24 protein-coding genes are annotated in these 26,856 nt (G+C 68.9%); 11 read left to right on the forward strand and 13 right to left on the reverse strand.

The window, feature by feature from the left end:
• The first annotated feature begins 114 nt into the window (after positions 1-114).
• Positions 115-1,038: a TonB family protein gene (locus tag WG921_RS16050; RefSeq protein ID WP_340110273.1), complete on the forward strand. Its 924-nt coding sequence runs from the start codon at positions 115-117 to the stop codon at positions 1,036-1,038.
• A 93-nt stretch (positions 1,039-1,131) separates the two neighbouring features.
• On the opposite strand, the gene WG921_RS16055 is transcribed toward WG921_RS16050, so the two are convergent.
• The 8 genes from WG921_RS16055 to WG921_RS16090 all read right to left on the reverse strand — a co-directional run bounded on the left by WG921_RS16055 (position 1,132) and on the right by WG921_RS16090 (position 7,635).
• Complete coding sequence (locus WG921_RS16055; RefSeq protein ID WP_340110274.1) at positions 1,132-1,269, reverse strand: hypothetical protein; 138 nt, start codon at positions 1,267-1,269, stop codon at positions 1,132-1,134.
• Positions 1,270-1,431: 162 nt separating this feature from the next.
• Complete coding sequence (locus tag WG921_RS16060) at positions 1,432-1,566, reverse strand: hypothetical protein (protein WP_340110275.1); 135 nt, start codon at positions 1,564-1,566, stop codon at positions 1,432-1,434.
• 230 nt (positions 1,567-1,796) lie between these two features.
• Positions 1,797-2,798, reverse strand: a complete 1,002-nt coding sequence (locus tag WG921_RS16065) for a DUF4340 domain-containing protein (RefSeq protein WP_340110276.1) — start codon at positions 2,796-2,798, stop codon at positions 1,797-1,799.
• A 22-nt stretch (positions 2,799-2,820) separates the two neighbouring features.
• The gene (locus WG921_RS16070; RefSeq protein ID WP_340110277.1) at positions 2,821-4,713 is read right to left on the reverse strand and encodes a GldG family protein; all 1,893 of its coding nucleotides are present in this window, start codon (positions 4,711-4,713) and stop codon (positions 2,821-2,823) included.
• Positions 4,710-5,456: an ABC transporter permease gene (locus WG921_RS16075; protein WP_340110278.1), complete on the reverse strand. Its 747-nt coding sequence runs from the start codon at positions 5,454-5,456 to the stop codon at positions 4,710-4,712. The genes WG921_RS16070 and WG921_RS16075 overlap by 4 nt, the downstream gene beginning before the upstream one ends.
• A 22-nt stretch (positions 5,457-5,478) precedes the next feature.
• Positions 5,479-6,420, reverse strand: coding sequence for an ABC transporter ATP-binding protein (locus tag WG921_RS16080; protein ID WP_340110279.1), 942 nt, complete (start codon positions 6,418-6,420; stop codon positions 5,479-5,481).
• Between the two features lie 273 nt (positions 6,421-6,693).
• Positions 6,694-7,044, reverse strand: a complete 351-nt coding sequence (locus WG921_RS16085) for an NADH dehydrogenase ubiquinone Fe-S protein 4 (RefSeq protein ID WP_340110280.1) — start codon at positions 7,042-7,044, stop codon at positions 6,694-6,696.
• A gap of 21 nt (positions 7,045-7,065) precedes the next feature.
• Positions 7,066-7,635, reverse strand: coding sequence for an Hsp20/alpha crystallin family protein (locus WG921_RS16090; protein WP_340110281.1), 570 nt, complete (start codon positions 7,633-7,635; stop codon positions 7,066-7,068).
• A gap of 319 nt (positions 7,636-7,954) precedes the next feature.
• On the opposite strand from WG921_RS16090, the gene WG921_RS16095 reads away from it, so the two are divergent.
• The 10 genes from WG921_RS16095 (at position 7,955) to WG921_RS16140 (ending at position 20,503) form a co-directional block, all read left to right on the forward strand.
• On the forward strand, positions 7,955-8,797 hold the full coding sequence (locus tag WG921_RS16095; RefSeq protein ID WP_340110282.1) for a class I mannose-6-phosphate isomerase: 843 nt from the start codon (positions 7,955-7,957) through the stop codon (positions 8,795-8,797).
• Positions 8,794-11,073, forward strand: a complete 2,280-nt coding sequence (locus WG921_RS16100; protein WP_340110283.1) for a glycosyltransferase family 4 protein — start codon at positions 8,794-8,796, stop codon at positions 11,071-11,073. The genes WG921_RS16095 and WG921_RS16100 overlap by 4 nt, the downstream gene beginning before the upstream one ends.
• 1 nt (position 11,074) lies before the next feature.
• On the forward strand, positions 11,075-12,349 hold the full coding sequence (locus WG921_RS16105; protein ID WP_340110284.1) for a glycoside hydrolase family 130 protein: 1,275 nt from the start codon (positions 11,075-11,077) through the stop codon (positions 12,347-12,349).
• Between the two features lie 17 nt (positions 12,350-12,366).
• Positions 12,367-13,878 (forward strand): phosphomannomutase, encoded by a 1,512-nt coding sequence (locus tag WG921_RS16110; RefSeq protein ID WP_340110285.1) that lies wholly within the window; start codon positions 12,367-12,369, stop codon positions 13,876-13,878.
• Positions 13,879-13,881: 3 nt separating this feature from the next.
• Positions 13,882-15,024, forward strand: a complete 1,143-nt coding sequence (locus tag WG921_RS16115) for a glycosyltransferase family 4 protein (RefSeq protein ID WP_340110286.1) — start codon at positions 13,882-13,884, stop codon at positions 15,022-15,024.
• Between the two features lie 386 nt (positions 15,025-15,410).
• Entirely contained in the window at positions 15,411-16,235 is an 825-nt protein-coding gene (locus WG921_RS16120; RefSeq protein WP_340110287.1) for an enoyl-CoA hydratase/isomerase family protein, read from the forward strand.
• A 1-nt stretch (position 16,236) separates the two neighbouring features.
• Positions 16,237-17,163, forward strand: coding sequence for a hydroxymethylglutaryl-CoA lyase (locus tag WG921_RS16125; protein ID WP_340110288.1), 927 nt, complete (start codon positions 16,237-16,239; stop codon positions 17,161-17,163).
• A 144-nt stretch (positions 17,164-17,307) separates the two neighbouring features.
• Entirely contained in the window at positions 17,308-17,979 is a 672-nt protein-coding gene (locus tag WG921_RS16130) for a GntR family transcriptional regulator (protein WP_340110289.1), read from the forward strand.
• A complete protein-coding gene (locus WG921_RS16135; RefSeq protein ID WP_340110290.1) occupies positions 17,976-19,256 on the forward strand; it encodes an acetyl-CoA hydrolase/transferase family protein in 1,281 nt (426 codons plus the stop codon). The genes WG921_RS16130 and WG921_RS16135 overlap by 4 nt, the downstream gene beginning before the upstream one ends.
• A gap of 56 nt (positions 19,257-19,312) precedes the next feature.
• Positions 19,313-20,503: an acyl-CoA dehydrogenase family protein gene (locus tag WG921_RS16140; RefSeq protein ID WP_340110387.1), complete on the forward strand. Its 1,191-nt coding sequence runs from the start codon at positions 19,313-19,315 to the stop codon at positions 20,501-20,503.
• Positions 20,504-20,617: 114 nt separating this feature from the next.
• Here the strand turns inward: WG921_RS16140 and WG921_RS16145 are convergent, their stop codons facing one another.
• From WG921_RS16145 to WG921_RS16165, 5 genes are read right to left on the reverse strand one after another with little or no spacing between them, the layout of a single operon-like run.
• The gene (locus tag WG921_RS16145; RefSeq protein ID WP_340110291.1) at positions 20,618-21,595 is read right to left on the reverse strand and encodes an NADPH:quinone oxidoreductase family protein; all 978 of its coding nucleotides are present in this window, start codon (positions 21,593-21,595) and stop codon (positions 20,618-20,620) included.
• 24 nt (positions 21,596-21,619) lie between these two features.
• Positions 21,620-22,783 (reverse strand): CaiB/BaiF CoA transferase family protein, encoded by a 1,164-nt coding sequence (locus WG921_RS16150; RefSeq protein ID WP_340110292.1) that lies wholly within the window; start codon positions 22,781-22,783, stop codon positions 21,620-21,622.
• Positions 22,780-23,886 (reverse strand): CoA transferase, encoded by a 1,107-nt coding sequence (locus WG921_RS16155; RefSeq protein ID WP_340110293.1) that lies wholly within the window; start codon positions 23,884-23,886, stop codon positions 22,780-22,782. Before WG921_RS16155 ends, WG921_RS16150 begins: the two co-directional genes overlap by 4 nt.
• Before the next feature lie 34 nt (positions 23,887-23,920).
• Positions 23,921-24,907 carry a TAXI family TRAP transporter solute-binding subunit gene (locus tag WG921_RS16160; protein WP_340110294.1) on the reverse strand — a complete coding sequence of 329 codons (987 nt, stop codon included), beginning with the start codon at positions 24,905-24,907 and terminating at the stop codon, positions 23,921-23,923.
• A 2-nt stretch (positions 24,908-24,909) separates the two neighbouring features.
• Positions 24,910-26,829 carry a TRAP transporter permease gene (locus tag WG921_RS16165; protein WP_340110295.1) on the reverse strand — a complete coding sequence of 640 codons (1,920 nt, stop codon included), beginning with the start codon at positions 26,827-26,829 and terminating at the stop codon, positions 24,910-24,912.
• Positions 26,830-26,856 lie beyond the last annotated feature (27 nt).

The following is a 26,856-nucleotide window of genomic DNA, read 5'->3' on the forward strand; positions in this document are numbered from 1 at the left end:
CGGCCCGCTCCGGATCCGCGCGGACCGGCGCCTCGACGCGGCGCGGCTCGCGGCGCTTCTCGGGCGTCTCGCGGCGGCGGATGTCGGTCCGGTCGAGATCGTGACGGCGCCGCGATGAAAGGGCTGGCCGAAGCCGCGCTCTTTCTCGGCCTCGCGGCCATGCTCCACGCCGCCGCCTTCTGGGCCTGGCGAGGCGAAGGATCGCGCGCGGCGGCGGGCGAAGGCGGAGAGGCCAGCCTGACGCTCGCTGGCGCGAATGCGGCGACCGACGCGCTGATCGAGGCGTGGGAGCGCGCTCCCGCAATGGCGCCTCCCAGCGGCGCCCGGCCGCCCCGGCTGGCGGCGGCGTCCCCATCGCCCGCGACGCGCCCGGAGGCGCCGCCAAAAGCCATCTCCGCGCCGGGGGTCATGGCTGCGCCGGAACGACCGGAAGCGCCGGATATGTCCGCCAGCGCGGACAAGGCCGATGAGCCGGAGCCTCTGCGCGCGGCCGACGCCCCGGCGCGGGCAGGGGACGATGATGCTGATCTGCACCGCGAGCCGCCGCCATCGTCGCCGGCGCCCCGCGCCAGACCGAAGCGGCCGCGCCAGCCCGTGAAGACCGCCATGCTGGACCCCGCGCCCCCCGCCATTCACGAGCAGCGGCGCTCGCGCGGAGCGGACGCGCAGCCGCGCGAGCGCGCGGCGGGCTCCGGCGGCGGGGCGGAAGCTGGGGCCGAAACCGCCGCGGAACTCGCCGGCGATGGCGAAACGGCGGCGCGGCTCTCGGAGATTTGGGGCGGCGCGATCCGCCGGGAGATCGAGAGAAAGAAGCGCTATCCGCGCCATGTCCGCCGTTCGGGCGCGGCGCTTGTGGCGATGACGGTTGAGAGAAACGGCATGCTGGCGAGCGCGCGCATCGCCCGAAGCTCGGGCTCCAAAGGGCTCGACGAGGCGGCGATCACGGCGGTGAAGGCGGCGGCGCCTTATGATCCGGCGCCCGCCGCGCTTCGGGGCGGCAGATTCCAGTTCGTGCTGCAGATCAATTTTCGGCGCTGAGCCGGCGGCGGGCCGCTCATCGCCGCCCTGCCGCCCGACCCGTTCATGCGCGCCGGCGTCACGCCCGGCGCAGCCGGAGGCGGCCCGGCGCGTTCAAGCAGCCTTACGCAGCCGGGGGAGCGGGTCCGTCCGGCGCGCCTGGGCGACCGGGTCCGGCCATGCGGCGCCCATCGGCGGCATCGACAGCCATGTCTCGACCAGCTTGTCGTCCTCGGCGCCACAGGGCTGCATTCCCGCCCGGCTCCGGGAGCTCTCCGGCGGCGACGTCGGTCCACTTGAACGCGAGGCGGAGCCAGGCGCGATCCTTCTGGACGGAATGGCCGTAAACGGCGCCGCGAATGTCCGGACGATCCTGCCTCGTCCTGGCGATCTCGGCGGCGCGCGCGTCCCGCGTCACGGTTCGCGCGCCGGCCTCGTCATGCCGGATGCAATGCTCTCCGACGCATCCGCGCGCGAGATCGAAGCGCCCTCGCGCCACACCTTCTCCCAGCGGTCGAACAGGGCGTGCATCGCGCCGTTCTCGGTCATCGCTGCGCTCTTTTCCGCTCTTTTGGGTTTCAGCACAGGACACGCCGCCCGCCGCCGCGATGTCGGAAGGCGGTCCTCCTTGCTGGAGAGGAAGAGCGCGCCCGGAGGCGCGGGACCCGGCCCTTGCGCGAAACAAGGGGCCGCAATCGCGCCCGCGCCGGGGCCGGTCGGGGGCCGTCCGACAGCCCCCGACCGCCAACCCGGACCTTGGGGGCGAGACGCGGGCGGGCTCAGCTTTCCACGGTCTCGGTCAGGTCGTCGAGGGTCCAGCCGAACAATTGCGCATCATAGGAGGACAGCGCGAACTCGAACCCCTCCACGCGCGCGCGGAGCGTGTCGGCCGCCTCGCCCGAGCCCGCCACCGCGATCCTGACCCAGGCGCGATCGTCGTCAGGCCCGGCCAGAGCGGCGAGCGTGATCTTCACTCCGTCCGCCGTTTCCGCCGAAATCTTCGCCCCCGTCTCTTCCGCATCGCCGGTCTCGCGCACGTCGTCGAAATCGAGCGCGGTAAAGAAACGCGGGATACGGTCGACCTGGCCGCCGCGCGCCGCCCGCCCCTCGGGGAGCTCGGCCTTGAGGACGAAGGCGCCGTCCTCCCGAGCGAACTCGATGGCCTCGCCCTCGCCGGGCGAAAGGCTGGCGCGCAGGATCTCGCTTTCCTCCGCCTCGAACAGCCGCGTATCGAACCAGCCCGCCCGGCGGCTGGGCGGATCGATCCGGGCGCGGACCAGCCAGGTTTCGTCTTCACCGCCGCGGCGCGCGAACTGGCCGCCGGCGAGGCCGCCCAGCGTATAATCCCGGTCGCCGACGATCACATGGGCGATCGCCTCCCCGTCGCCGTCCTCCAGCACGATCTCACGGCCCGCGCCCTTCTCGGCGTCGGGGGGCGCAAGGCCCAGATCGGCGTAGCGGGCCGGGTCGGCCGTCTTGGCCTCGGCGATCTCGGCCAGGGTCAAGGCGCCGACGAGCTCCTGCAACACCTCGGTCTCCACCGGATAGCCGGATGCCGCGTCGACATAGACGCCGTCCCGCCGCTCGACGACGGTCTGGACGCCGCCGTCGCGCACCACCAGCCGGGCGATGTCGGACGACGCGGCGTCAAGGCCGGGCAGCAATCTTTGCCCGGCCAGAGCCATCGCCGGGGCGCCCCGGTCAAGGAGCGTCACGACGACGGCGGCCAGAACCGAGAGCGCCGTCACACCGAAAAGAACAAGAAAGGATTTGCGTGTCATCTCTGCTCTCCTGTCGTATCGCTCAGGCGGTCGCCCGGACGGGCGGCTTGCGCCTCGGCTTGCGCAGCGCGAAGGCCAGGGCGGCGAGCGCGGCCAGCACCGGGACGACGCCGACATTGATCGTCGTCACCCGGGATTTCAGGGTTTCGACATCGCTGCGCAGATCATACTGGACCTGCCGCAACTCCGCCCTCGCCGCCAGCAGGTCCGCGCGCAGCTTCTCGGCCTCCGCGACCGCCTCGGCGCTGAACAGCGCTCCCCCCTCGCCCTCCGCCGGGGCGAGATCGCGCAGCGCGGTTTCAGCCTCGGAGATGCGGTCCAGCAACGCCTGCTCGGTGGCGCGATACTCGGCCTCGGCGGCGCGGGTCATCTCATCGATCCTCTCCAATGGCCGCCAGTCGATCGCCCGGCCCCGCAGATCGGCGAGCGCGGCCCCGCCCGCCATCTGTTCGGCGGCGTTCAGGAAGAAGTCGCCGTTGTTGGCGAAGGCCTGCGGGATGTCCGCGCCCAGAATGCGCCGCCTCTGGATCCAGTTTCGGTCCATCAGCATGTCGGCGTCGGCCACCAGCAGCACGTTGGCTCCGTCCACCTGAGCGATATGGTCGGCCGCCCATTCAGACCCTTCGGGCGCGCCATCCGGGAAGGCGCTGGTCAGCGCGCCGCTCAGGCGCGCGATCGGAACCGGCGCGCTCTCGGGCCGCGCGCCTTCGTCAAGCAGGCGGCGCGGGTCGCCAAAGAGATCGCCGGCCATTCCCGCATCGGCGAGCCGGGCGTCGGCCGAGGCGGTGACGAGCGGGGTAAGCTCCACGTCCTCGTCAGCCGAGAAACTGCCCGCGCTGGTCAGGATCAGCGCCGAAAGGCGCGCGAGAGCCGGCGTTTCGCGTTCCATCGCGTCCGGACCGATCCGCAGCCACGCCGGGTTTCCGACCTCGGCGTCGCGGTTGTTGATCCTGCGCACCGTGGTCAGCGCATGTTGCGGGTCGGCGATGGCCTGCGCCGGATCATAGCGCACGCCCCACGCCTCGAAGAGCGGCGCGAGATCCGACGTCGGGTTGGCCGCCGGCGCCCCCTGCGGGCCGCGCTGCGTCTCCGCATGGGGATCGACGAAGGCCATCAGCGCTCCGCCGCCCATCACCCATTGGTCAAGCGCATAGAGCGTCGCGTCGGACAGACCTTGCGGATGCACCACGGCGACCACCCGCGCGCCTTCGGGGAATTCGTTCACGTCGCCGCTCAACACCTCGACATCATAGAGCTCGCGCAGCATGGCGAGGCTCTGCTGCTCCGGCTGGCCCATCATCGGGTTTCCGGCGAGGCCGAGCCCGTCAAGCAGCGCGACCTTGGGTTTCACCGGCTGGCCCAGCTCGGCCACAAGGCGGGTCAGATCGTATTCCAGCCACGCCTCACGGTCGGGCGAGAAAACCGGGATCGTCGCGCGGCCATCGGTCGAGTTGGTGACGGCGAGCCCGAAGAACATCGGCTCGGCCGCGCCCGCCAGCGCGATGCGATCTATGCCGAAGCCGACGGCGCGATCCTCGGCGTCCGAGAACGGCGCCGGGTCGATCACCTCAAGCGTGATCTTTCCGTCCGCCAGATCGGCGTAGGTCTCCAGCGTGCCGCGCACCCGGTTCGCGTAGGCGGCGAGCTGGGGCGCCGCCTCGGTCAGCCCGCCGGACAGGAAAAGACGCATGTGCAGCGGCTCATCGAGCCCGGAGAGAAGCGCGCGCGAGCCGTCCGAGAGCGTCCAGACCCGCGCCTCGGTCACATCCGCGCGCCAGGCGTCAAGGGCGCGCGACGCGAAGACGTTCAGCGAAACGAAAAGCACCGCGGCCAGCGCGATGGACACGCCGATGAGCCGACGGCGCGGCAGCCGCCCGACCCAGTCGGTCAAAGCCTTGAACCGTTCCATGGTCATTGAGCCTTCTTCAGATCAACAAGCGATGTATTGACGATCAGCGCGATCACGATGAGCGAGACGAAGAACACCAGCGTCGGCGCCTCGATCAGCCCCTGCGTGATCCGCTGGAAGTGGTTGAGCACGGACAGCGCCGCCACCCCCTCGGTCAGCCAGAACGGCGCCCAGCCGCGCAGCGCGCCCAGCACCACGTCGACGCCCGCCGTCACCAGCAGGAACGTCACGATGGCGGCGCCGATGAAGGCGATCACCTGGTTCTTGGTCAGAGCCGAGACGCAGGCGGCGATGGCGAGGAAGGCGCCCGCCATCAGCAGCGCCCCCAGATACCCGGCCGCGATCACGCCATTGTCGGGCGAGCCGAGCCAGTTGACCGTGATCCACAGCGGCGTGGCGCAGAGCAGCGCGACAGCGGTGAAGGCCCAGCCGGCCAGAAACTTGCCGACGACGATGGCGCCGGGCCTGACCGGCATGGTCATCAGCAGCTCTATGGTGCCCTGGCGGCGCTCCTCGGCCCAGAGCCGCATGCCGATGGCGGGCAGAAGGACAAGGAACAGCCAGGGCAGCCAGGTGAAAAAGGCCGTCATGTCGGCGCTGTTGCGGTCGAAGAAGTTGGAGATGAAAAAGGTCATCGCCCCGCTGAGCGCAAGGAAGACGACCAGGAAGATGGCGGCGAGCGGTGTCGCGAAATAGGCGCGAAACTCGCGGTCGAACACGACGCCCACCGTGGAAAGCGAAGAGTTCATGGGTCTTGGTCCTGTTGGATTGTCAGTTCATCCGGGATGTCACGTTGCGGAAGACGTCCTCAAGCCGTGGACGCCAGACGCCGACCTCCTCGACCGGCAGTTCGGCCGATTTCAGGCGCTGCGCCAGATCGGCGGCGTCGGCGGGCTGGTCGCCATAGCGCAGCAGGATACGGGTCGAGCCGTTGATACGCTCCATCACCTCGAGCTCGGCGCCCTCCGCATGCGGCTTGACCCGCTCGACCACCTCCGGTTCGGGCGCGCCGATGGTGATGCGGATCGCACGCCCCTCGGCGGCGCGCTCCAGCATGTCGTGCGGGGTGGCGTCGGCGACGATACGGCCCTTGGCGATGATCACCGCGCGCGAACAGATCGCCTCGACCTCTTCCAGAATATGGGTCGAAACGATGATCGACTTGTTGGGGGCGATCGCGCGGATCAACTCGCGCATCTCGTGTTTCTGATTGGGGTCGAGCCCATCCGTCGGCTCATCGAGGATCAGCACATCCGGGTCGTGGATCAGCGCCTGCGCGATTCCGACGCGGCGGCGATACCCTTTTGACAGCGCCTCGATCGGGCGCGACCAGACCTCGGCCAGCCGGACCCGTTCGACCATCTCGGCCAGCCGGTTCCGCAAGCGCGCCCCGCGCAGGCCGCGCATCTTTCCGCAGAAGGTCAGGAAGTCGGCCACCGGCATGTCGCCATAGGCGGGCGCGCCCTCCGGCAGATAGCCCAACCGCGCCTTGGCTTCGACCGGGTCGGCCCAGACATCATGGCCGCAGATCGTCGCGCGGCCCGCATCGGGTTCGAGGAACCCGGTGATCATCTTCATCGTGGTGGATTTCCCCGCCCCGTTCGGACCGAGAAACCCGACGACCTCCCCTCGTGCGACGTCCAGGGATATGCCGTCAACCGCGACCATCTCTCCGAAGCTCTTTCGGACTTCTTTCGCTGAGACGAGCGTCATGGTCTTTGTCTTTCACTCCATCTGAGGCCGACGCGCCGCGCCTGCGGCGCCGCGCGACCGGCGGTTGAATGAAAGACCGTCCGACCGAGACCCCCCGGCATGTGCCGCCGAACGAATGCTGGCCGCCTCCACCGGACGGTCGCCGCTGGCGCCGCGCCGAGCGCGAGCCGCGGCACGGGTGGATTTGGGAGCCGAAACCGGCATTTCAAGCCTCCGATTCTCGCCTCTCCCGCCGCCACGGAGGCCAGCGGCCGCCGCCTCCGTGACGATGCGCTACACGGCCCTTTCTCCACGCGGCGGAAGCCGCGCTTCATAGGCGAGGCCCAGCCGCCTGGCGTGCCGGATCGCCGCGTCGAGGCTCGGGAACTCGATCTCGATCTGGTGGGCCGCATCGTCGCCCGCGGTCCAGCCCATCAGCGGCTCGATCCACGGCGCGCTCGCGCGCTCGATCTTCAGCTTCCAGACATTTTCGCGCGCCCGCGCCGAGGTCATGGCGGACCTCGCCGGTCTCCATATCCGCGCCACGCTCCCCGGCGGCGGGAGGGAGACGGGGTCAGGGGCGGCGTCCTGCGGCGAGGCGAAGGGGCGACTGTCCGGAATGCGTCCGCCGCGAACCGGTTCCATTTCATCCTTCCCCGCATGCGGTCAGGACCGGCGCGACGCATCCTTGCCCCGAAGCCGCGACCACCACGACCGGAGCCGCTGCTTCAGCGCGTCGCCCTTCTCTCTGAGGCGCGCCGCCGGCGCCCTGGGCAGGATGACGGTCAGCTCCCCGTCGCGGAACTCGGCCGTGGCGAAATCGGGGTCGACGCCCGCCGGCAAGGGAATGCGCCGCTCAAAGCGCCCGTGAACGCCCATCGCGAAACGGCGCCCATGATCCACCGACATCTGGGAGCGTTCCGCCCGGATCGTGAGCCCGCCGTCATCCAGTTGAACCCCGATATCCCGTTCCTCCAGCCCCGGCAGGCTGGCCTTGACGACGATCGCCTCGTCGCTCTCGGCGATCTCCATCGCGGGCCGGATCACACCGCTCCAGCCCGCGCCCCCGCCAGACGGCGAAGGCGGCAGCAGATCGTCGAACAGGCGGTTCAACCTCTCCCAAAAGGCCCGGAAAGGATCATCCGCCGCGACCCGCCGACACCAGGGCGCAGAGAGGTCGGAAAAGCGCCGCCAGTCGTCGGGCGCGTACAGGGAGATATCATAGCTCGTTCTCATACCCACATCCTCCATCAAGCAACATGGTTACAAGCGTATGGCGTCGCTGGCGCATCCAGCCGCGGGCCCCTGATCAGGCGGCCCGCCAAAGTTGATTTAAAAAGCGAACTCCTCTCGTCAAGAGGGGGCGGGGCGCCTCGATGCGAGGCAGATAAAGCGCGCCATATCAGCATGTTGCGCGTGGCCAACGCCCAACGCGCCCACCCTCTTGAAATTTGTTCGGCTTCTCACATCTAGAATTCGGATCGCCGGATTTTCCGGCCGATCTCACCCTCTTGAAAATCTTGATCCGCATTCATCCGTTCGAGGAACTGAGCCGATGCAGATAGAGTTTCGACACGACAGGACACGCAACGAAACACTCCCTCCCAAACCCCTCATCCACGCCGAGCCGTTGACGCCAGACTACCGGGCCAAGCCCTGGGGGCGCCGAGACGGCATTCCAGCGCATGACGACGCCCAGCCCTTGGGCGAAGTCGTCTTTGACGCGGCCCAAGCGGGCCTTGTCATCAAATGGCTCCAGACCAGCGAGCCGCTCTCCATCCAGGTTCACCCCCGGCGCGGCCCCGGCCGCAAGCACGAATGGTGGTACGTCGCCGACGCGAGGCCCGGCGCCTATCTCCACCTGGGCCTGAAACACCCGGCGACCCGCGAGGAAATCCGCCGCGCCGCCGAGGATGGCGCCCTTCCCCAGATGCTGCGGCGGATCGAGCCCGCCGTCGGCGACACGTTCTTTGTCGAGGCGGGCGCCATCCACGCCCTCGGCCCGGGCCTGACGGTGATCGAGGTCCAGGAGCCGAGCGACGTCACCTGGCGCCTCTACGATTACGGCCGCCCGCGCGAGCTGCACCTCGAACAGGGGCTGCGAGAGGCCATCCTCGACCCGCGCCCCCTCACGCCGGAGCCGGGCGCCTCGGCTCCGTTCCGGGTCGCGCTCGAAACGCTCGCCCCCGATCAGCATGTCACGCTGGCGGCGCCGCGCGCCGGCGTCGCGGTGGCGCAAGGCGGCGGCGCCTTCGGCGGCCGCCGCTATGAACCCCACCAGTGCTGGGAGTTCGCCGGGTCTCTTCCCATCCACGCCGCCGAACCGACGGTTCTGATCGTCGCCGAACCGCGAGAGCCCCGAATGGAGGGCGATGCGCTGTGGAGGGCCCGCCAATGACGCATGTCACCCCGCCCGTCCGACATATCGCGCTCATCGGGAACTATCCGCCCCGCAAATGCGGCATCGCGACCTTCACGGCGGATCTCTCCGCGGCGCTGACGCAGGCCGATCCGGCGCTGGAGATCCGAACCTTCGCGATGACCGAGCCGGGGCAGGAATACGGCTACCCGGCCGAGGTGAACTACGAGATCGCCCAGGACGACCCCGAAAACTATCGGGCCGCCGCCGAGCACATCAACGCGATGAATCCCGACGCCGTGCTGATCCAGCACGAGTTCGGCATCTTCGGCGGCCCATCGGGCGAATACCTGCTGAACCTCACCGAACGGCTCAGATCGCCCATCGTCACCACGCTGCACACGGTCCTGACCGAACCGCAGCCCGATCAGCGCCGGGTCATGGAGAGGCTGGCCGCGCAATCCGACCGTCTGGTGGTGATGGCCGAAAAGGGCCGCGCCATCCTGACCGAGCGCTGGGACATCCCCGAGTCCAGGATCGCGGTGATCCCGCATGGCATCCCCGATCTGCCGTTCCTCGATCCGGCGTTCCAGAAGCATCATTTCGGGCTTGAAGGGCGCAAGATCATCCTGACCTTCGGCCTCTTGTCCCCGAACAAGGGGATCAAGCACATGATCGCCGCCCTGCCCGATCTGGTGCGCGATCACCCGGATCTGACCTATGTCATCCTCGGGGCGACGCACCCCCATCTTGTCGCCTCGGAAGGCGAGGCCTACCGCGAAAGGCTGGCCGCGCAGGCCCGGTCGCTCGGGGTGTCGGACCATCTGCGCTTCGTCAACGAATATGTCGACACGCCCACGCTGCAGGCGTGGCTTTCGGCGGCGGACATCTATGTCACCCCCTATCTGCACGAGGCGCAGATCACGTCCGGCACGCTGTCCTACGCGGTGGGGCTGGGCAAGGCGGTGGTCTCGACCCCCTATTGGCACGCTCAGGAGTTGCTGGCCGACGACACCGGCGTGCTGGTTCCCTTCGCCGATCCCGACGCGCTTGTCCGAAGCATCGGCGACCTGCTGCGCGACCAGGTGCGGCGCGACAGCCTGCGGGCGCGCGCCTATGACGCGGGGCGGCGCATGATCTGGCCCGAGGTCGCGCGCGACTACCTCTCGCTGCTGGGCGAGGCCCGCGCCGTTCACCGCCCCGCGCAGGCCATCCGCACTCTGCGGCCGGGCAAGAGCGCGCCGCAGATCTCGACGCTGACCGCGGTCGACCGGATGGTCGACGGTTGCGGGATGCTGCAGCACAGCCGGTCCTCCATCCCGGACCGGCGGCACGGCTATTGCCTCGACGACAACGCCCGCGCGCTGATGCTGGCGGTCGATCTGAAATCCGAAGGGGTCGAACCCGAACGCGCCAGCCGCATCATCGACACCTGCGCCGCCTTCGTCGAAGACGCCTGGGACGAGGATCGCGCCGTATTCCGCAACTTCATGGACTACCAGCGGCGCTGGCTCGAAAAGCAGGGCTCGCAGGACAGCCATGGCCGGGGGCTTTGGGCGCTGGGCCGGGTGATCGCCGGCGCCGACGACCACAGGCTGAAGCTCTGGGCCACGGGGCTGGCGGAACGTGTCATCCCGGCGAGCGGCGAGCTGACCTTCCCCCGCGCGCGGGCCTTCGCCGTTCTCGGGCTGGCGAACTGGCTGTCCGTCTATCCGGGCCATCGCGCGGCGCGCGCGCTGGTCGAACGCTTCGCCGCCGACCTGCATGACCTTCTGATCCGCGAACGCCACGAAGGATGGATCTGGTTCGAGCCGACCCTCGCCTATGACAACGCCCGCCTGCCCGAAGCTCTGATCGTGGCCGGGCGGCTGCTTGGCCACGACGCCATGACGCAAGACGGGATCGCCGCGCTCGATTGGCTGGCCGGCGTCCAGACCGGCGCCGGCGGCGTCTTCCGCCCGGTCGGCACCGAGAGCTTCGGCCGCCGCTATGAACGGCCCCGGCCCTTCGACCAGCAACCGCTCGAGGCCTGGGCGATGATCGACGCCTGCGAGGCCGCCTTCGGGGCGACAGACGCTCCCGTATGGACGATCCGGGCGGAGACGGCGTTCGACTGGTATCTGGGCCGCAACGACCTCGGGCTCAGGATGACGACCCCGAACGGCGGCTGTTTCGACGGGCTGCAGGTGGACCGGGTAAACCTCAACCAGGGGGCGGAGTCGATCCTCGCGGTTCAGTTCGCGGTCATGGCGATGCGGCGGTTGCGAAGACAGAACAGGAGACACCCGGAACTGATCACGATGGTGCGGAGGTGATATGGTTCCCGTCTGTCTGCTGCCTGAGCGGATTCACGGCAACGCCGCGCGCGTCGTCGTGCAGCATTTCCCGGTTCCGCCCGAAACCCGGTCCATCGACCCGGCGGTCGATGGCCGGGCCCGCCGCATCGTCGAGACCCTGCGCGGCCTCGACGACGAGACCATCGAGAACGAGCTGGAGACGCTGCTCGCGGATTTCGAGAACCGCCACCGCGAGGTGCGCCAGTATTTCGAGAACCGCTACGAGGCCATCGCCCGCGACCTCGACCTGCCCACCCCCGCGCGCAACGCCGAACGAGCGCTGATCGGGGCCTATTTCTGCCACGAGTATTCCTTCCAGGCCGCGGCGCTGATGAACCCCAGCGTCGTGCTCCATCCCGATCAATCGGGGCTCGGCCCCGATGAAATCCGCTTTCTGATGTCGCTTCGGGCGGTTGGCGAAGGGCATATTTCCTCGATCACCTTCCGCCAGGGCGTCTTGTCGGCGGACGGCGCCATGCGGCTGCACCCTGAATCCAGGCTCGCGGTGGCGGCCTCGCCCGAGATCGGGGCCGACGGCCATCTCCGGCTGCGACGCCAAGATGGAGGACCGATCGAGGAAACGGTCCTCTTTCCGGTGACGCAGGCGCACCGCGGCGGGCTCGAAGACCTGCGCCTCGTCAAGTTCGACGACGGCGACGACAGCTGCTACTGCGGCACCTATACCGCGTGGAGCGGGCGCGAGATCGCCTCGGAACTGCTGGTCACCCGCGATTTCCGGAGTTTCGAGCTGCGCCCCATCTCCGGCTGCGCCGCCCGCGACAAGGGGATGGCGCTGTTCCCGCGCCGGATCGGCGGAGACTACGCCATGATCGTGCGGCAGGACGCCGAGAACCTGTATTTCATCCGTTCCGACGATCTGTCCTGCTGGAGCGAGGGCGAAAAGATCGCCGGCCCCATGCACACATGGGAGCTGGTGCAGATCGGCAATTGCGCCCCGCCGGTGGAGCTGGACGAAGGCTGGTTGCTGCTCACCCATGGCGTGGGGGCGATGCGCAAATATTGCATCGGCGCCATGCTGCTCGACAAGGACAACCCCGCGCGGGTTCTCGCCCGCTCGCGCACGCCGCTGCTTTCGCCTTCGGACGTGGGGCGTGAAGGCTACGTGCCCAATGTCGTCTACACCTGCGGCGCCCTGCGCCACGGGGATTACATGTTCATGCCGTTCGGCGTCGCCGACTGCATCGTCGGCTTCGCCATGGTCCGCCTCGACCATTTTCTGGAAACTCTCGTGTGACAGACAGGAGCTCATCCATGACCGACACCTCCTTCACCACCCGTGACCTGATGGCGGAAAGCGGCGTGGGCTTTGGCACCAGCGGCGCGCGCGGCCTCGTCTCGGCGCTGACCGACCGCGTGGCCTTTGGATACACGCAGGGGTTCCTGCGCTATCTGCGCGAGATCGGCGAATTCGTCGAAGGCGGCGCGGTGGCGCTGGCCGGCGATCTGCGCCCCTCGACGCCGCGCCTCCTGCGCGCCTGCGCCGAGGCGATCCGCCACGAGGGCGGCCAGCCGCTCTTTTGCGGCCATGCGCCGACGCCCGCGCTGGCCTGCTACGCCTTTGGCCGACGCATCCCGTCGCTGATGGTCACCGGCAGCCACATCCCCGCCGATCGCAACGGCGTCAAGTTCCACCGCGCGCGGGGCGAGGCGCTCAAGCCCGACGAGGCCGGCATCGCGCGTCAGGCGCTCGACCTGCCCGCGTCCCTCTTTGACGCCGGGGGCGCCCTCCGCGCCCCCGCGCCCCTGCCTGACGCGACCGACATCAGCGCGCCCTACCTGTCGCGGTATCGGGAGTTTTTCGGGGATGGCGCGCTGTCGGGCCTGAAACTGGGCGTCTATCAGCATTCCGCCGTGGGGCGCGACCTGCTGGCGCGGCTGTTGCGGGACCTCGGCGCCGAGGTGACGCCGCTGGGCCGCTCCGACAGCTTCGTTCCCGTCGACACCGAGGCGCTGCGCCCCGAAGATATCGCCCTTGCGCGGGACTGGGCGCGCGAGCACGCCTTCGACGCCATCGTCTCGACCGACGGAGATTCCGACCGCCCGCTTGTGGCGGATCAGTCAGGGCGCTGGCTGCGCGGAGACATCCTTGGCCTGATCTGCGCGCATGAGCTTGGCGCCGACTGCGTCGTCACCCCGGTAAGCAGCAACACCGCGCTTGAAAGAAGCGGGTGGTTCGCCGGCGTCCGGCGCACGCGGATCGGCTCTCCCTATGTGATCGAGGCGATGAACGAGGCCGCAGCCGAGGGCGCCGCGGTTTGCGGATACGAGGCGAATGGCGGCTTCCTTCTGGGCGGCCCCGTCACCCGCAATGGCCGGAGCCTTGCGCCGCTGCCGACGCGCGACGCCGTCCTGCCCATCCTCTGCGCCCTTGTCGCCGCGCGCCGCAAACCCCTGGCCGAGATCTGCGCCGATCTGCCCGCGCGCGTGACCTTCTCAGACCGGCTCCGCGCGTTCCCGACCGCGCGGAGCCGCGCCATCCTCGACTGGCTCAGCCCGCCCGATCCCGCCCGCGAAAGGGCGCGCATCGACGACGCCTTCGGCCCCATCGCCGGGAAACTGTCCGAGACCGACAAGACCGACGGCTTGCGGATGACCTTCGAGAGCGGGGCGATCATCCATCTGCGCCCCTCGGGCAACGCCCCGGAGCTGCGCTGCTATACCGAGGCCGAGACCGAAGGCGAGGCGCGCAGGCTGAACGCCGAAACGCTCACCCTTGTCCGGGATCGGCTGGCCGTCCGCGCCGACCAAGAGCAGGCGGCCTGAGCGATGCGTATCGCCATGCTCGCGCCCATCGCCTGGCGCACGCCCCCCCGCCACTACGGCCCGTGGGAGCTGCTGACCCACCTGCTGACCGAGGAGCTGGTGGCGATGGGCCTCGACGTGACGCTGTTCGCCACCGCCGACAGCCAGACATCGGCCCGCCTCGACGCCGTCGCGCCCGCCCCCTACAGCGAGGATCCCGGCGTCGACGCCAAGGTCTGGGAATACCGGCACCTGTCGCATGTGTTTTCGCAGGCGGACCGGTTCGACATCATCCACAATCAGGCGGACTTCCCGGCCCACGCCTTCGCGCCGCTGGTCGAAACGCCGGTGGTGACGACGATTCACGGCTTTTCCTCGGAACGCATCCTGCCGATGTTCAAGCCTTTCGAGGACCGAGTGCGTTTCGTCGCCATCAGCGAGGCCGACCGCCACCCCGACCTGCGCTATGCGGCGACGATCCATCACGGCATACGGCTCGATGATTTCCCCTTTGACCCGGCGGGCGGCGATGACCTGCTGTTCTTCGGCCGCATCCACCCCGACAAGGGCGCGAAAGAGGCCATCGAGGTCGCCCACGCCACAGGCCACCGCCTGCACATCTATGGCGTCATTCAGGATCAGGCCTATTTCGACGCATATGTGCGCCCCGCCCTGTCCGACGACCGGGTGATCTGGCATGGCCCCGTCGGCGGCGCCGAGCGCGCCAGAGCTCTGGGCGGGGCCAAAGCCCTTCTGCACCTGATCGGGTTCGACGAGCCCTTCGGGCTGTCGGTGGTCGAAGCCATGGCCTGCGGCACGCCCGTTGTCGCCCGCCGGCGCGGCTCCATGCCCGAGCTGATCGTCGACGGTCGGACGGGATTTCTGGTTGACGGCCCCGACGACGCCATCCGCGCCGTGGGCCGGATCGGAGCCATCCGCCGCGCCGCCCCCCGCGCCCATGTCGCCAGGCGCTTCACGGCCGCGCGCATGGCCGCGGATTATCTCGCGCTCTACGAGTCGGTTCTGGCCGAGCGGACCCTATCGGCGCGCCTGGCGAACGCCCGGCGGCGCCTGGAGCTCTCTTCTCCGCGCTCCGCTCGCGGCGCGCCGGCCGGCGGTGCGAACGGCGGCGTCGCAATGATCGAGCGCGACCCGGCGCGGCGCTGAACGAAAGTTCGGGGCTCATCAAACCCACCCTGTTCGCCGCCCGAGCCAGGCGGAGCGGCGCTCGCCAACATCGAGCCTTGGCCCAGAAATCAGCTCGAAGGCGAAATCAACCGGCTCAAGCTCATCAAGAGCCGGATTTACGGTTGCGCCGCCCCCCACCTGCTCAAAACGCGCCCAATGGCGGCGGAATGATCGACGCCCCCACGGAATTTGAGTCAGCCCCGGGATTGGATGCTGATTGACATGAAGGAGCGCGGGGGCTTGACCCCGGATTCCCAGTGCCACTAAAAATAAATTGTCGGACGATCCGGCAATCCTACGAGTCCAGATTACTCGCGGGCTTAGCACTCCGGACGGCGCAGCGCGTCACGAAAGCAGGGGAAACAATGATTGCCGAGAACTTGGGCGCGCCGGTCATGCGCCACAGCTACGAGACGCTGGCTCTGGAGCGGCCCTCCAGGCATGTCCTGGTTGTTACGCTGGACCGGCCGAAGGCGGCGAACGCGATGAACACGCAGATGGGCCTGGATTTGCTGCACCTGTTCGAGACCTTCCAGATCGTGCAGCAGGAGGTGCGCTGCATCGTGCTTACAGGGCGCGGCGAGAAGGCGTTCTCGGCCGGCGGCGACCTCAAGGAACGCAATGGGATGTCGGACGAGACCTGGCAGACGCAGCACGCGATCTTCGAGAAAATGGTGCGCGCCATAATCGGATGCCCGATCCCGGTGGTCGCGGCGGTCAACGGCGCGGCGTACGGCGGCGGGTGCGAGATCGCCGCCGCCTGCGACTTCGTCTACGCCGCCGGGAACGCCCGTTTCGCGCTGACCGAGGTCACCCTGGGCATCATGCCCGGCGCCGGCGGCACGCAGAACCTGACGCGCGCGATGGGCGCGCGCAGGGCCAAGGAGGCGATCCTGACGGGCCGCCCGTTCTCGGCGGAGCAGGCCGAAGCCTGGGGGCTCGTCAATCGCGTTCTGCCGCAGAGTGAATTGATGGCCTCCGCGCTCGACACGGCCGAGGCGATCGCGCGGAACGCGCCGATTTCGGTCCGCCAAGCCAAGCAATCGATCGACCGCGGCGCGCAGATGTCGATTTGGGACGGGCTCGCCTTCGAGATCGAAGCCTATAACCGCATGGTCCCGACCGAGGACCGGCGCGAGGGCGTGCGGGCCTATAACGAGAAGCGCCGGCCGGATTTCAGGGGACGCTAGGATGACGAAAAGAGAAAAGGCGGCCCTGCGCGAGGTCGGGCTGCGCGACGGGCTGCAGATGGTCAAGACAATTCTGCCGACCGAACGCAAGCTGGACTGGTGCCGCGCCGCGCGAGCGGCGGGAGTGGCCGAGATGGAGGTCACCTCCTTCGTTCCGGCCAGGGTGGCGCCGCAGTTCGCCGATGCGTCCGAGATCGCGGCCGGGGCGCTGGCCGCGCCCGGCCTGTTCGTCTCCGCGCTGGCGCCCAATCTCAAGGGCGCCCAACGCGCCTTCGAGAGCGGCGTCCACCAGGTCAATTACGTGCTGTCGGCCAGCGAGGCGCACAACCAGGCGAATGTCCGGCGGACGACCGACGAATCGCTCGCGGACTTCCGTCGCATCGTGGAGGAGCGCGACGCCCGCGGGCTGAAGGGCGCGGTCCGCATCGGCGCCGGAATCGCCACCTCGTTCGGCTGCACCATCCAAGGCGCGGTGCCCGAGGCGCGGGTGGTCGAAATCGCCACGGCGCTCGCCGAGGCCGGAGCCGAGGAGATCACGCTGGCCGACACGGTCGGCTACGGCGATCCGGCGCAGGTCAAGCGCATCTTCCGCGCGGTCGCGCAAGCCGTCGGCCCGACGCCGCTGGCGGCGCATTTCCACGACACGCGCGGTCTGGGCGTCAGCAACGTCTATGCGGCGCTCGAAGCCGGCGTCCGCCGGTTCGACGCCGCGCTGGCGGGCCTCGGCGGCTGCCCGTTCGCCCCGGGGGCGACGGGGAACATCAACTCCGAAGATTGCTGCTTTCTCCTTGAATCGCTGGGGTTCGAAACCGGCATAGACATCGAGGCGCTGATCGCGCTCCGCGCCGAGGTTGAGGGCTGGCTGCCCGGCGAGCGGTTCTTCGGGATGGTCGCCGCGGCGGGGTTGCCGAAGACCTTCGCCGCCTGAAGGCGCGGCGGGGGCGTTCGCTTCATGACAGCTTTGAGTCGCCCGCCAGTCGCATACGACGCCCGCTGGCGGAGCGCCGGACAGTCGCTGGCGTCGACTCATTGCCCGATTGTCAGGCAATCTGAAAGGCGGTAACGTCGGACCATGGATTTACATGTCGAACGCGAAACGGCGTCGCTGCGGTCGCAGATCGAACGCAACATCCGCAAAGCCATCCTCGTCGGCCGCTTCAAGCCCGGCGACAGGCTGATAGAACGCGAGCTCTGCGAACTTCTCGGGGCCGGCCGCGCCTCGATCCGCGAGGCGCTGCGCCAGCTCGAGGCGGAAGGGATCATCGTCAATCAGCGCTACCGCGGCCCCTTCGTGGCGGTGATCACCGCGGACGAGGCGCGCCAGCTCTACGAAATCCGCGAGTTCCTCGAACGCATCGCCGTGCGCGACTTCACGCGAACGGCCAGCGCGGCCCTGCTGGAGCAACTCGGGCGGGCTCTCGTCAACCTTGAGCGGGAAAGCGAGGACGGGTCCGTCATCGAGGTCGTCGAGGCCGCAGGCGCGTTCTACGCGATCATCGCCGACAATTGCGGGAACAACATCGTCCGCCAATTGCTGACGCAGCTCTACAACCGGATCACCATCCTTCGCGCGACGTCGATGTCCTCGCCCGACCGTCCGGCCAGCAGCCTGGGCGAGATTCGGGATCTTTACGAGAAGATCAGGGCGCGCGACGAGACAGCCGCGACCGAGGCTGCGGCGGTGCATGTCCGCAACGCCGGCCGCATCGCGATCGAAGTGCTGTCCGGGAGGGACGCGGGATGACCGGGGGCGCCGCCGCGCCGGCCCCTGGCGCAGACGCCCCGCGGAGGCTGGCCGACGCTGTTCCGCATCGCGGCCGGATCGCCGTCGGCCATTCCGCCGGCGAGCCGATACCGCTGGTCGAGATGCTCTCGTCCGAGGCGGCGGAGATCGCGCCGGAGCGAACCTTCGTCGGCCTGGGGCTCGCGGAGTCGATCGCAGCCGAGTCGAGCGCCGTGCTGCGTTTGACGGCGCTCGGCGGCGCGGGCAGCACGGGGCGCTTTTTCCGGGCCGGGCGGCTGGCGGTTCTCCTGTCGCACTATTCGGAGGTGCCGCGGCTGATCCGGTCGGGCCGGCTGGCGTTCGACGTGGCGCTTCTCCAGCTCTCGCCGGTCGAGGGCGGCGCGTACAATCTGGGCGTCATGGGCGACTACCTGGCGACCGTCGCCGCGACGGCGCCGCGCATCATCGCCGAGGTGAACGACCGGATGCCGCGCACCTTCGGCGACACGGACGTGCCCGAGGAACGGGTGGACGCATTCCTCCACACCTCGCGCCCGCTGCTCGAGCAGCCGCCAGCGCGGATCGGAGATCTCGAACGGGAGATCGCCAGGCGTGTCGCGGCCATGGTGCCGGACGGCGCGACCATCCAGATCGGCCTCGGCGCGATCGCCGACGCGGTGCTGCGAGGACTGAGGGACAAGCGCGACCTCGGCGTCCACACCGGCGTGATCGGCGACGCCATAGTCGACCTCGTCGAGGCGGGCGTCGTCACCGGCCGGCGCAAGGAGCGCGACGAGGGCCTGGTGGTCACCGGCTCGCTGCTGGGGACGCAGCGGGTCTATCGCTGGGCCGACCGCAATCCGAACCTGCGGGTGCGCGGCGCCGACTACACGCATTCGGCGGCGGTTCTCGCGGATCTGGAGGCCCTGATCAGCATCAACTCGGCCGTCGAGGTGGACCTGACGGGGCAGACGAACGCCGAGGTCATCGGCTCCAACCATATCGGGCTGATCGGCGGTCACGCCGATTTCGTCAGGGCCGGCGCAGCGTCGCCCGGCGGCCGGTCCATCGTCGCGCTGCCCTCGACCGCGGCGGGCGGCAGGCGGTCGCGCATCGTGGCCAAGCTGGAGTCCGGCGTCGTCACGACCTCCCGCGCCGATATCGACACCGTCGTGACCGAATACGGCGCCGCCGAGCTTCGCGGGCGCACGATCGAAGAGCGGGCGCGATCGCTGATCGCCATCGCCCATCCCGATTTCAGGGCGGAGCTGACGCTGGCGCTCGACCGGCTGGTTTGAGCCGCCGCGGCGAAGCGCAATCATCAGAAAGCAGTCAAGGAAGGGAACGCATGAACATGATCAACCAGGCGGGGGCCGACGCCGTCCTGCTCGAACTGGGTGAAGACTACGCCGATATCCGGGACGCCGTCCGCAAGATCTGCGAGGGCTTTCCCGGCTCGTACTGGAGACAACTGGAGGCCGATGTCGGCTATCCGCACGAATTCGTCGCCGCGTTGACCGAGGCGGGCTTCCTCGGCGCGCTGATTCCCGAAGAGTACGGCGGCTCAGGCCTGCCGATCCGCGCCGCCTCGGTCATCCTCGAGGAAATTCACGCCTCGGGCTGCAACGCCGGCGCCTGCCACGCGCAGATGTACATCATGGGCACGCTGCTGCGCCACGGCAGTGAGGCGCAAAAGCGCGCATACCTGCCGAAGATCGCCTCGGGCGAGCTGCGTCTGCAGGCGTTCGGCGTCACCGAGCCAACCTCGGGCACCGACACGACCAGCCTCCGCACCCGCGCAGTGCGCGACGGCGACCACTATGTCGTCAACGGGCAGAAGGTCTGGACCTCGCGGGCGCTGTTCTCGGATATGATGCTGCTGCTGGCGCGCACGACGCCGCTGGACCAGGTCAAGCGCAAGACCGACGGGCTCTCGGTCTTCCTGGTCGACATGCGCGAGGCCAAGGGGAACGGCCTGAAGATCAACCCGATTGACGCGATGATCAATCACAACACCACCGAGATTTTCATCGAGGATCTGCGGGTGCCGGCCGAGAACCTGATCGGCGAAGAAGGCAAGGGCTTCCGCTACATCCTCGACGGCATGAACGCCGAACGGATCCTGGTGGCCAGCGAGTCGCTGGGCGATGGCAAGTGGTTCATCCGCAAGGCTTCGGACTACGCCAGCGAGCGCGTCGTTTTCGGGCGTCCGATCGGCCAGAATCAGGGCATCCAGTTCCCCATCGCCCGCGCCCATTGCGAGATCGAGGCCGCCGAGATGATGACGCGCAAGGCCGCGGCGCTGTTCGATGCCGGACATGATTGCGGCCCGGCCGCAAACATGGCGAAGATGCTGGCGTCGGAGGCGTCCTGGCATGCCGGCGAGGCGGCGATGCAGACGCATGGCGGCTTCTCATACGCGCGCGAATACGAGATCGAGCGCAAATGGCGCGAGACGCGGCTCATGCAGATCGCCCCGGTCTCGACCAACCTGATCCTGGCCTATGTCGGCCAGCACGTGCTGGGGATGCCCCGCTCGTACTGAACGGGGGCGCGGGGGCCATGCGCCCCCGTTCTCTCTCTCTTCGAAGCGCCGAAACGGGATCGTCCGGCCATGGGCCGGACGATGCGGAAGGCGGGCGGCGATGCGGCCCGCCGGTCAGGTGACGACGGCCACCTTGCCGACCGCCCGCCGCGCGGCGAGATCTGCAATCGCCATGGGCCCTTCGGCGAGCGGGTAGGTCCGCGAGACATGCGGCTTCAGCCGGCCGTCCGACACCCAGCTCGTCAGCTCGGTCAGTCGCGCGCGCGTGTCGTCCGGGAACCTCTCGGTATGCGCGCCGAAGACGACGCCGACCACCGAGTAGTTCTTGACCAGCACCATGTTGGCCGGCGCCGAGGGAATGCGTCCGCTGGCGAAGCCGATAACCAGCAGCCTGCCCTCCCAGCCGAGCACCCTGGTGCAGGCGTCGAACACATCGCCGCCGACAGGGTCGAAGACGACGTCGACGCCCGCGCCGCCGGTCAATTCCTTGACGCGTTCGCGCAGATCCTCGCTGCGGTAATTGATCGCCTCGTCGGCGCCGTGCTGGCGCGCGACCTCCAGCCGGTCGGCGTCGCCCGCCGCGGCGATCACCCGAGCGCCCAGCGCCTTGGCGACCTCGACGGCGGCGATCCCGACGCCTCCGGCCGCACCGGTGACGAGCACCGTTTCGCCCGGTCGCACCTTCCCCCGGTGGGTCAGCGCGAAATGAGCGGTGCCGTAGACGATCGGGAAGCAGGCGGCTGTGACGGCGTCCATCCGGTCGGGGATCGGCGCGACGGTGCGCGCGTCCATCGTGATCTCGGTCGCGAAGGCGCCGCCCCGCCGGGCCATGAACATCACGCGCGTCCCTGGCGTCAGGTGCGTGACGCCCTCGCCGACCTCGATCACCGTGCCGGCGCCTTCCAGCCCGGGGATGAAGGGGAAGGGCGGCTTCACCTGGTACTTGCCCGCGACCATCAGCGAGTCCGGGAAGTTGACCCCGGCGGCGGCGATGGCGATGCGCGCCTCGCCGGGGCCCGGATGGCGCGGCTCGCACTCTTCCAGGCGCAGGACGTCGGGGGCGCCGAAGGCGCGGCAGATCAAAGCTTTCATCAATATCTCCGGGTTCTGGTTCACTCAGGCGGGCCTGTCGGATGTGACGCCCTCGCGCTCGAGCCGGTCGATCTCCTCGTCCGACAGGTGAAGCAATTCGGCCAGCACCTCGCGCGTGTGCTCGCCCAGCGCGGGCGCGGGCGCGCGCACGGTCAGCGGCGTCCCCGTCAGCTGGAAGGGAAAGCCCTTGGCGACGCCGCCGTCGGGGCTCCGCGCCAGCGCCGAGCCAAAGGCCTCGAGCGGCATCGCGCCCAGCGATTCCGAGTCGCTGACCACGGCCGCCGCGACGCCGCGCGCGCGCATATGGCCGATCACGGCCTCGCCGTCCCGCTCCGCCGCCCAGCCGGCCAGAGCCTCGCCGAAAGCGCGGGGCTCGCGCGGCAGGTCCAGCGAGGCCGCGGAATCGGCGTCCATGACGCTGACGGCGATCCAGACGCCATCGGCCGCACGCACGCAGTCCTGCCAGTATATCTCGTCGCCCTCGTTGCCCCGCGGCCGGCGATCGCCGCCGGCGCGGGCGGCGCGGACGATCTCTTCGCCGACCAGGAATGTGGCGAGTTCGCGCTGCGGCAGATCCAGATGGCCGCCCCGCCCGGTCTCGCCGACATGTCCGAGCGCGGCCAGGATGGCGCCGGCGGCGAATACCGAGACGACCTGGTCGGGAAAATTCACGTCCCGGCCGCTGAGCGTCGGCGGCCCGTCCTCGTAAGCCGTCAACCAGGCCAGGCCGGAGGTCGCGTCCAGGGTCGACCCGAACGACACGGCGTCGCGATCCGGCCCGTCCTCGCCCTGGCTGGACACCGAGGCGACGACCAGCCGCGGATTGGCTTCGAGCAGCGCAGCCGGGCCGACGCCCAGCCGGTCCAGCACGCCGCGGCGGAAGTTCTCGACGACCAGGTCGGCCTCGCGGGCGAGGGCCAGCAGCAGAGCCCGCCCTTCCTCGTGCTTCAGATCCAGGCTGACGCAGCGCTTGTTGCGGTTGGTGAACCGGTAGAGCGGCGACACGTCCCACCATCGGCCCTCTCCGGCCTTGATGTCCCAGACGCGGAACGGGTCCATATACGAGGCCGACTCCACCTTGATCACGTCAGCCCCCAGGTCGGCGAGGATGGCGGAGGTGCTGGCCCCGGCCGTGATGATGCCGAGATCGAGCACCCGGATGCCCGCGGCGGGAAGATAGCTTGTCATGCGCGCACCTCGGAGAGCGTTCCCTCCGCAGGCGCAGGGCGCGGCCCGAAGCGCCTGCCGTTCCACGTGACCGGCACATGCGGCATAGACAGATCTCCCAGGCGCGGATGGCGCACCGTCGCGATGAAATCGCGCGCAAGGTATTGCGGATCCTCCAGCAGTTCGAGCGGCGAGAGCACCGGCCCCAGCGGGATGCGGCGCCGCTTGGCCTCGGCAAAGATGTCCTGCCGCGTGCGGCCCGCGAAGGCCTCGGCCAGCAGGGCCACGGCCGCCGCCCTGTTCCGCCGGCGCTCGGCGGCGGCCGCGAAGGGAGGTTTGGCCAGCAGGGGTTGACGCGCCAGTTCGCAGATCTGCGGCCAGTCGCGTTCGAAATAAACCAGCGCGACGCGCCCGTCGGCGCAGGGGATCGTCTGCCACTCGGCCTGCGCCCCTTCGCGCCGCGGCGGCCGGCCGAGGAACATGGCGCCCGCCGGCGATTTCCAGTTGATCCACAGCATCGAATCCAGCAGCGAAACAGTCACGATCTCGCCGCGGCCCGTCCGGCGCAGCCCGGTCAGGCCCGCCATCATTCCGGTGAAGGCGGACAGTCCCCCGGCATAGGCCGCCTGATGGCCCCCGAGGCGCAGCGGCGCCCGGGCCGGGTCGCCGATCATGTCCAGCAACCCGCTCATCGCCAGGATGGTCAGCTCGCTGGCGGGCTGCTCGGCGCCGCCGCCGCCGACGGCCCGACCGAGCCCGGTGATGTGGACGTCCACCCGCGAGCCTGGCTTCGCGTCGGGCGCCGGCGCGTGCTCGCGGATCACCGCGTCGGCGCGCTCTTCGAGGGCGGCCAGCGCCGCCGCCCCCGATGTGCTGTCGACGTCCAGGATGACCGACTCCTTCCCGGTGTTGAGGAACTCGAAAAGCGCGCTGCCCTCCGGGACCGATGGGTCGAGATGGGGAGGCGTTTTCCTCACCGGGTCTCCGCCAAGCGGCTCGACCTTGATCACGCGCGCACCCAGGTCGGCCGCGATCTTCGCCGCCAGCGATGCGGCGAGCCGCAGATGAATCGGGCTTTCCGCCCGGTTTATTTCGAGCACGGTGGCAGAAACGAAAGCAGTCATGCGGTTAGTCGATCCTTTCTCGCGATCCGTCGCGTCACTGAATTTGGCCGATCTCGCGAAAGTATCGCTCGGCGCCCGGGTGCAGCGGCACGCGGTTGCCCTTGATCGCCAGATCCGGGGTCAGCCCGGCGAAGCCCTGGCTCTGCTCGACGAGCCCGTCGGTGTTCTCCCAGAACCCCTTCATGATGCTGTAGACGCCCTCTTCCGACGTGTCCTCATTCGTGAAAATCATGGTGTTCAGGGCGAAGGTCTTCGCGTCTTCGTCCTGCCCCGGATAGGTGCCGGCCGGGATGATGATTTCGACCAACAGGTTGTCATACATCTCGTTGAGCCGGTCGAACGCCTCCTGCGGGACGTTCAGAATGGTTACATCGACGCTGTTGGCCAGCTGCTGCATGGCGCCCAGCCCGATCGGGAAGCAGTGCCCGCCCGCATCCACCGTCCGGTCCTGCATGGCGCCGAAGAACTGACCCGTCGACACGCTGCCGACATCGAAGTCGGACAGCTTCATCCCCAGCGCCTCGACGAAGTTTTCGTTCAGCCCCCGCGTGAAGGTCGACGGCGCGTTCAGGTTGAAGGTCTTGCCCTTCAGGTCTTCAAACGTCTCGATGCCGGCGTCGGCGCGGCTGACATAGTGGCAGACCACGAGCCCGACGCTGGACAGGGCGCGCAGCTTCTTCAGCGAATCCGGGTCCGGATAGTCGGCGTATTTTCCGGTTCCGAAATAGGCGTCGTGAAGGTCCGAGGCGACCCCCATGCCCATCTCCATCTGGCCGTTCGCCACAAGCGCGATATTCTCGTTGTAGCCGCCGGTCGTCTGGGCGGAAACATCGACCACGTCCTGGCCTTCGTTCATCGTTTTGGCGATGATCGTGCCGTCGACATAGGGACCGGAGCCGCTGCTCGACGTGCCCAGCGCCCAGTTCTCCTGCGCCGCCGCGCCGCCGGCCGCCAGGGCCAGGCCGGCCGTAAGCGCCACGGCCATGCCGGAGCGATGAGCGTCACCAAAAAAGTTCAACATGTTCAGGTTCCTCCATTGAAGCGTGCAGCGGGTTCTTGTTGGGCGGCCTGCACTACCGCGTGATTTGGGCGTCTGCGGCCCCGCCAGCGTATGGCGGAGACCCCGAGGATGCCCGCGAAGCCGACGAGGTCCGTCACCCAGCCGCCGTGAACCAGGGCGAAGGCCGAGCCGATCAGGACCGCGCGCTCGGGCCAGGACACCCAGGCCAGCCACCAGCCCTGCAACCCGCCGGAAAGCGCGAGCACACCGAGCAATGCGCTGAGGCAGGTCAGCAGGATATCGATCGCCGGCGCCTGCATCAGCAACGCCGGCGAGTAGACAAACATGAAGGCGACGATGAATCCCGGCAGCGAATAGAAAAACGCCGTCATCCCCGTCCACCACCAGTTCGCCTTGGCGATCGAGGCCGCGACCACGGCCACCATGGCGACCGGCGGCGTGGAGCCGGACTTGATGGCGAAATAGAACAGGAACAGGTGCGTCGCGAGTTCGGACACGCCAGTCATCTCGATCGCCGGCGCGATGAAGACCGCCAGCAGGATATAGGCGATCGGCGTCGGCATCCCCATGCCCAGGATGGTGGCGATCACCACGGCCAGGCCCAGGGTCGCCAGCGTCGAGCCGTCGCTGACCGCCATGACAATCTCGGTGAAGCGGGGGCCCAGCCCGGTCGTCAGCACCGCCTGCTGGATGAAGCCGATGCCCGCGATCAGCGCGGTGACCGCGGCCGCCTGCCGGACGCCGCCATCGATGGTGCGCAGGATCGCGCGCGGGGACAGCCGCGTGCTCGCCCGCAGCATGGCGACGCCCAGCGCCAGGAACAGGCAGACCGTGCCGGCGTAGTTCGGCGTATATCCCTCGACGATCAGCAGGTAGAGCAGCGCCATCGGCGCGACCAGCAAGTGCCAGCCGTCCTTCACCGCCTGGCGCGCGCTCGGCAACTCCTCGCGCGGCAGGCCGGTCAGCCCATGGCGCAGCGCCTCGATATGCACCACCATGAACAGGGACACGAAATAGAGGATGCCCGGCAGCAGCGCCGCCAGCATGATCGTGGCGTAGGGGATGCCGGTGAACTCGACCATGATGAAGGCGCCTGCGCCCATCACCGGCGGCAGCATCTGCGCGCCCTCGGAGGCGACCGCTTCGATAGCCGCGGCGACCCGGCGCTTGAAGCCAGACCGGATCATCATCGGGATGGTGAACGCCCCGGTCGTGACGACATTTCCGATCGCGCTGCCCGTCATCGTGCCGAGCCCGGCGCTGGCGGCGACCGCGCTTTTCGCCGGGCCGCCCGTCATGTGCCCGAAGCGCGCATTGCAGACATCCATCAGGAAGCTGCCGGTCTTGGTCGACTGCAAGGCCGAGCTGAGCAGGATGAAGATAAACAGATAGGCCGCGGCGACGCGCAACCCCTCGCCGAAGATGCCCTCGGCCGTGAACGCGGTCAGGTAGATGAAGCGCGATACGTCCATGCCGGAGTGCTGCAGCATGCCCGGCAGATAGCTGCCCCAGAGGATATAGGCGATGCTGACGGCCGCCAGCAGGAAAAAGGCGAAGCTGGTGCGCCGCGCCGCCTCGAGAACCACCAGAACGAGGACGACGCCGACGGCGAAATCCGTCGGCGTCATGAAGGGAGCGCCCCAGAGCGCCAGCAGGCGCTCGAAGCTGAAGATCACATAGGCGCCGCTGGCCGCCGCGAGCGCCGCCCATCCGGCGTCGAATGCGCGCCTGGACGCGGAGCGGCCCGCAGACTGATCGAGAAAGAAGATCGGCAGAAGAACAGCCAGAAGGATCGCCAGATGAACGATCTCGGTCTTGTACGGCCCGAACAGCGCCGCGTAGACCATGTACGCCGTGAACAGGACGCCGGCGAGCGATAGAAATCGCTGAAGCAGCGTATCCGGCACCGCTCGTGCTTCCATTCGTCGCCTCCCCTCCGCCGGTGCTCT

This window comes from Paludibacillus litoralis (genome assembly GCF_037646705.1).
Taxonomy (GTDB): Bacteria; Pseudomonadota; Alphaproteobacteria; order Rhodobacterales; family Rhodobacteraceae; genus Pikeienuella; species Pikeienuella litoralis.

Coding starts and splice junctions, on each gene's coding strand:
- WG921_RS16050 (WP_340110273.1), top strand. CDS start 115: ATGAAAGGGCTGGCCGAAGCCGCGCTCTTTCTCGGCCTCGCGGCCATG.
- WG921_RS16055 (WP_340110274.1), bottom strand. CDS start 1,269: ATGCAGCCCTGTGGCGCCGAGGACGACAAGCTGGTCGAGACATGGCTG.
- WG921_RS16060 (WP_340110275.1), bottom strand. CDS start 1,566: ATGACCGAGAACGGCGCGATGCACGCCCTGTTCGACCGCTGGGAGAAG.
- WG921_RS16065 (WP_340110276.1), bottom strand. CDS start 2,798: ATGACACGCAAATCCTTTCTTGTTCTTTTCGGTGTGACGGCGCTCTCG.
- WG921_RS16070 (WP_340110277.1), bottom strand. CDS start 4,713: ATGACCATGGAACGGTTCAAGGCTTTGACCGACTGGGTCGGGCGGCTG.
- WG921_RS16075 (WP_340110278.1), bottom strand. CDS start 5,456: ATGAACTCTTCGCTTTCCACGGTGGGCGTCGTGTTCGACCGCGAGTTT.
- WG921_RS16080 (WP_340110279.1), bottom strand. CDS start 6,420: ATGACGCTCGTCTCAGCGAAAGAAGTCCGAAAGAGCTTCGGAGAGATG.
- WG921_RS16085 (WP_340110280.1), bottom strand. CDS start 7,044: ATGGAACCGGTTCGCGGCGGACGCATTCCGGACAGTCGCCCCTTCGCC.
- WG921_RS16090 (WP_340110281.1), bottom strand. CDS start 7,635: ATGAGAACGAGCTATGATATCTCCCTGTACGCGCCCGACGACTGGCGG.
- WG921_RS16095 (WP_340110282.1), top strand. CDS start 7,955: ATGCAGATAGAGTTTCGACACGACAGGACACGCAACGAAACACTCCCT.
- WG921_RS16100 (WP_340110283.1), top strand. CDS start 8,794: ATGACGCATGTCACCCCGCCCGTCCGACATATCGCGCTCATCGGGAAC.
- WG921_RS16105 (WP_340110284.1), top strand. CDS start 11,075: ATGGTTCCCGTCTGTCTGCTGCCTGAGCGGATTCACGGCAACGCCGCG.
- WG921_RS16110 (WP_340110285.1), top strand. CDS start 12,367: ATGACCGACACCTCCTTCACCACCCGTGACCTGATGGCGGAAAGCGGC.
- WG921_RS16115 (WP_340110286.1), top strand. CDS start 13,882: ATGCGTATCGCCATGCTCGCGCCCATCGCCTGGCGCACGCCCCCCCGC.
- WG921_RS16120 (WP_340110287.1), top strand. CDS start 15,411: ATGATTGCCGAGAACTTGGGCGCGCCGGTCATGCGCCACAGCTACGAG.
- WG921_RS16125 (WP_340110288.1), top strand. CDS start 16,237: ATGACGAAAAGAGAAAAGGCGGCCCTGCGCGAGGTCGGGCTGCGCGAC.
- WG921_RS16130 (WP_340110289.1), top strand. CDS start 17,308: ATGGATTTACATGTCGAACGCGAAACGGCGTCGCTGCGGTCGCAGATC.
- WG921_RS16135 (WP_340110290.1), top strand. CDS start 17,976: ATGACCGGGGGCGCCGCCGCGCCGGCCCCTGGCGCAGACGCCCCGCGG.
- WG921_RS16140 (WP_340110387.1), top strand. CDS start 19,313: ATGATCAACCAGGCGGGGGCCGACGCCGTCCTGCTCGAACTGGGTGAA.
- WG921_RS16145 (WP_340110291.1), bottom strand. CDS start 21,595: ATGAAAGCTTTGATCTGCCGCGCCTTCGGCGCCCCCGACGTCCTGCGC.
- WG921_RS16150 (WP_340110292.1), bottom strand. CDS start 22,783: ATGACAAGCTATCTTCCCGCCGCGGGCATCCGGGTGCTCGATCTCGGC.
- WG921_RS16155 (WP_340110293.1), bottom strand. CDS start 23,886: ATGACTGCTTTCGTTTCTGCCACCGTGCTCGAAATAAACCGGGCGGAA.
- WG921_RS16160 (WP_340110294.1), bottom strand. CDS start 24,907: ATGTTGAACTTTTTTGGTGACGCTCATCGCTCCGGCATGGCCGTGGCG.
- WG921_RS16165 (WP_340110295.1), bottom strand. CDS start 26,829: ATGGAAGCACGAGCGGTGCCGGATACGCTGCTTCAGCGATTTCTATCG.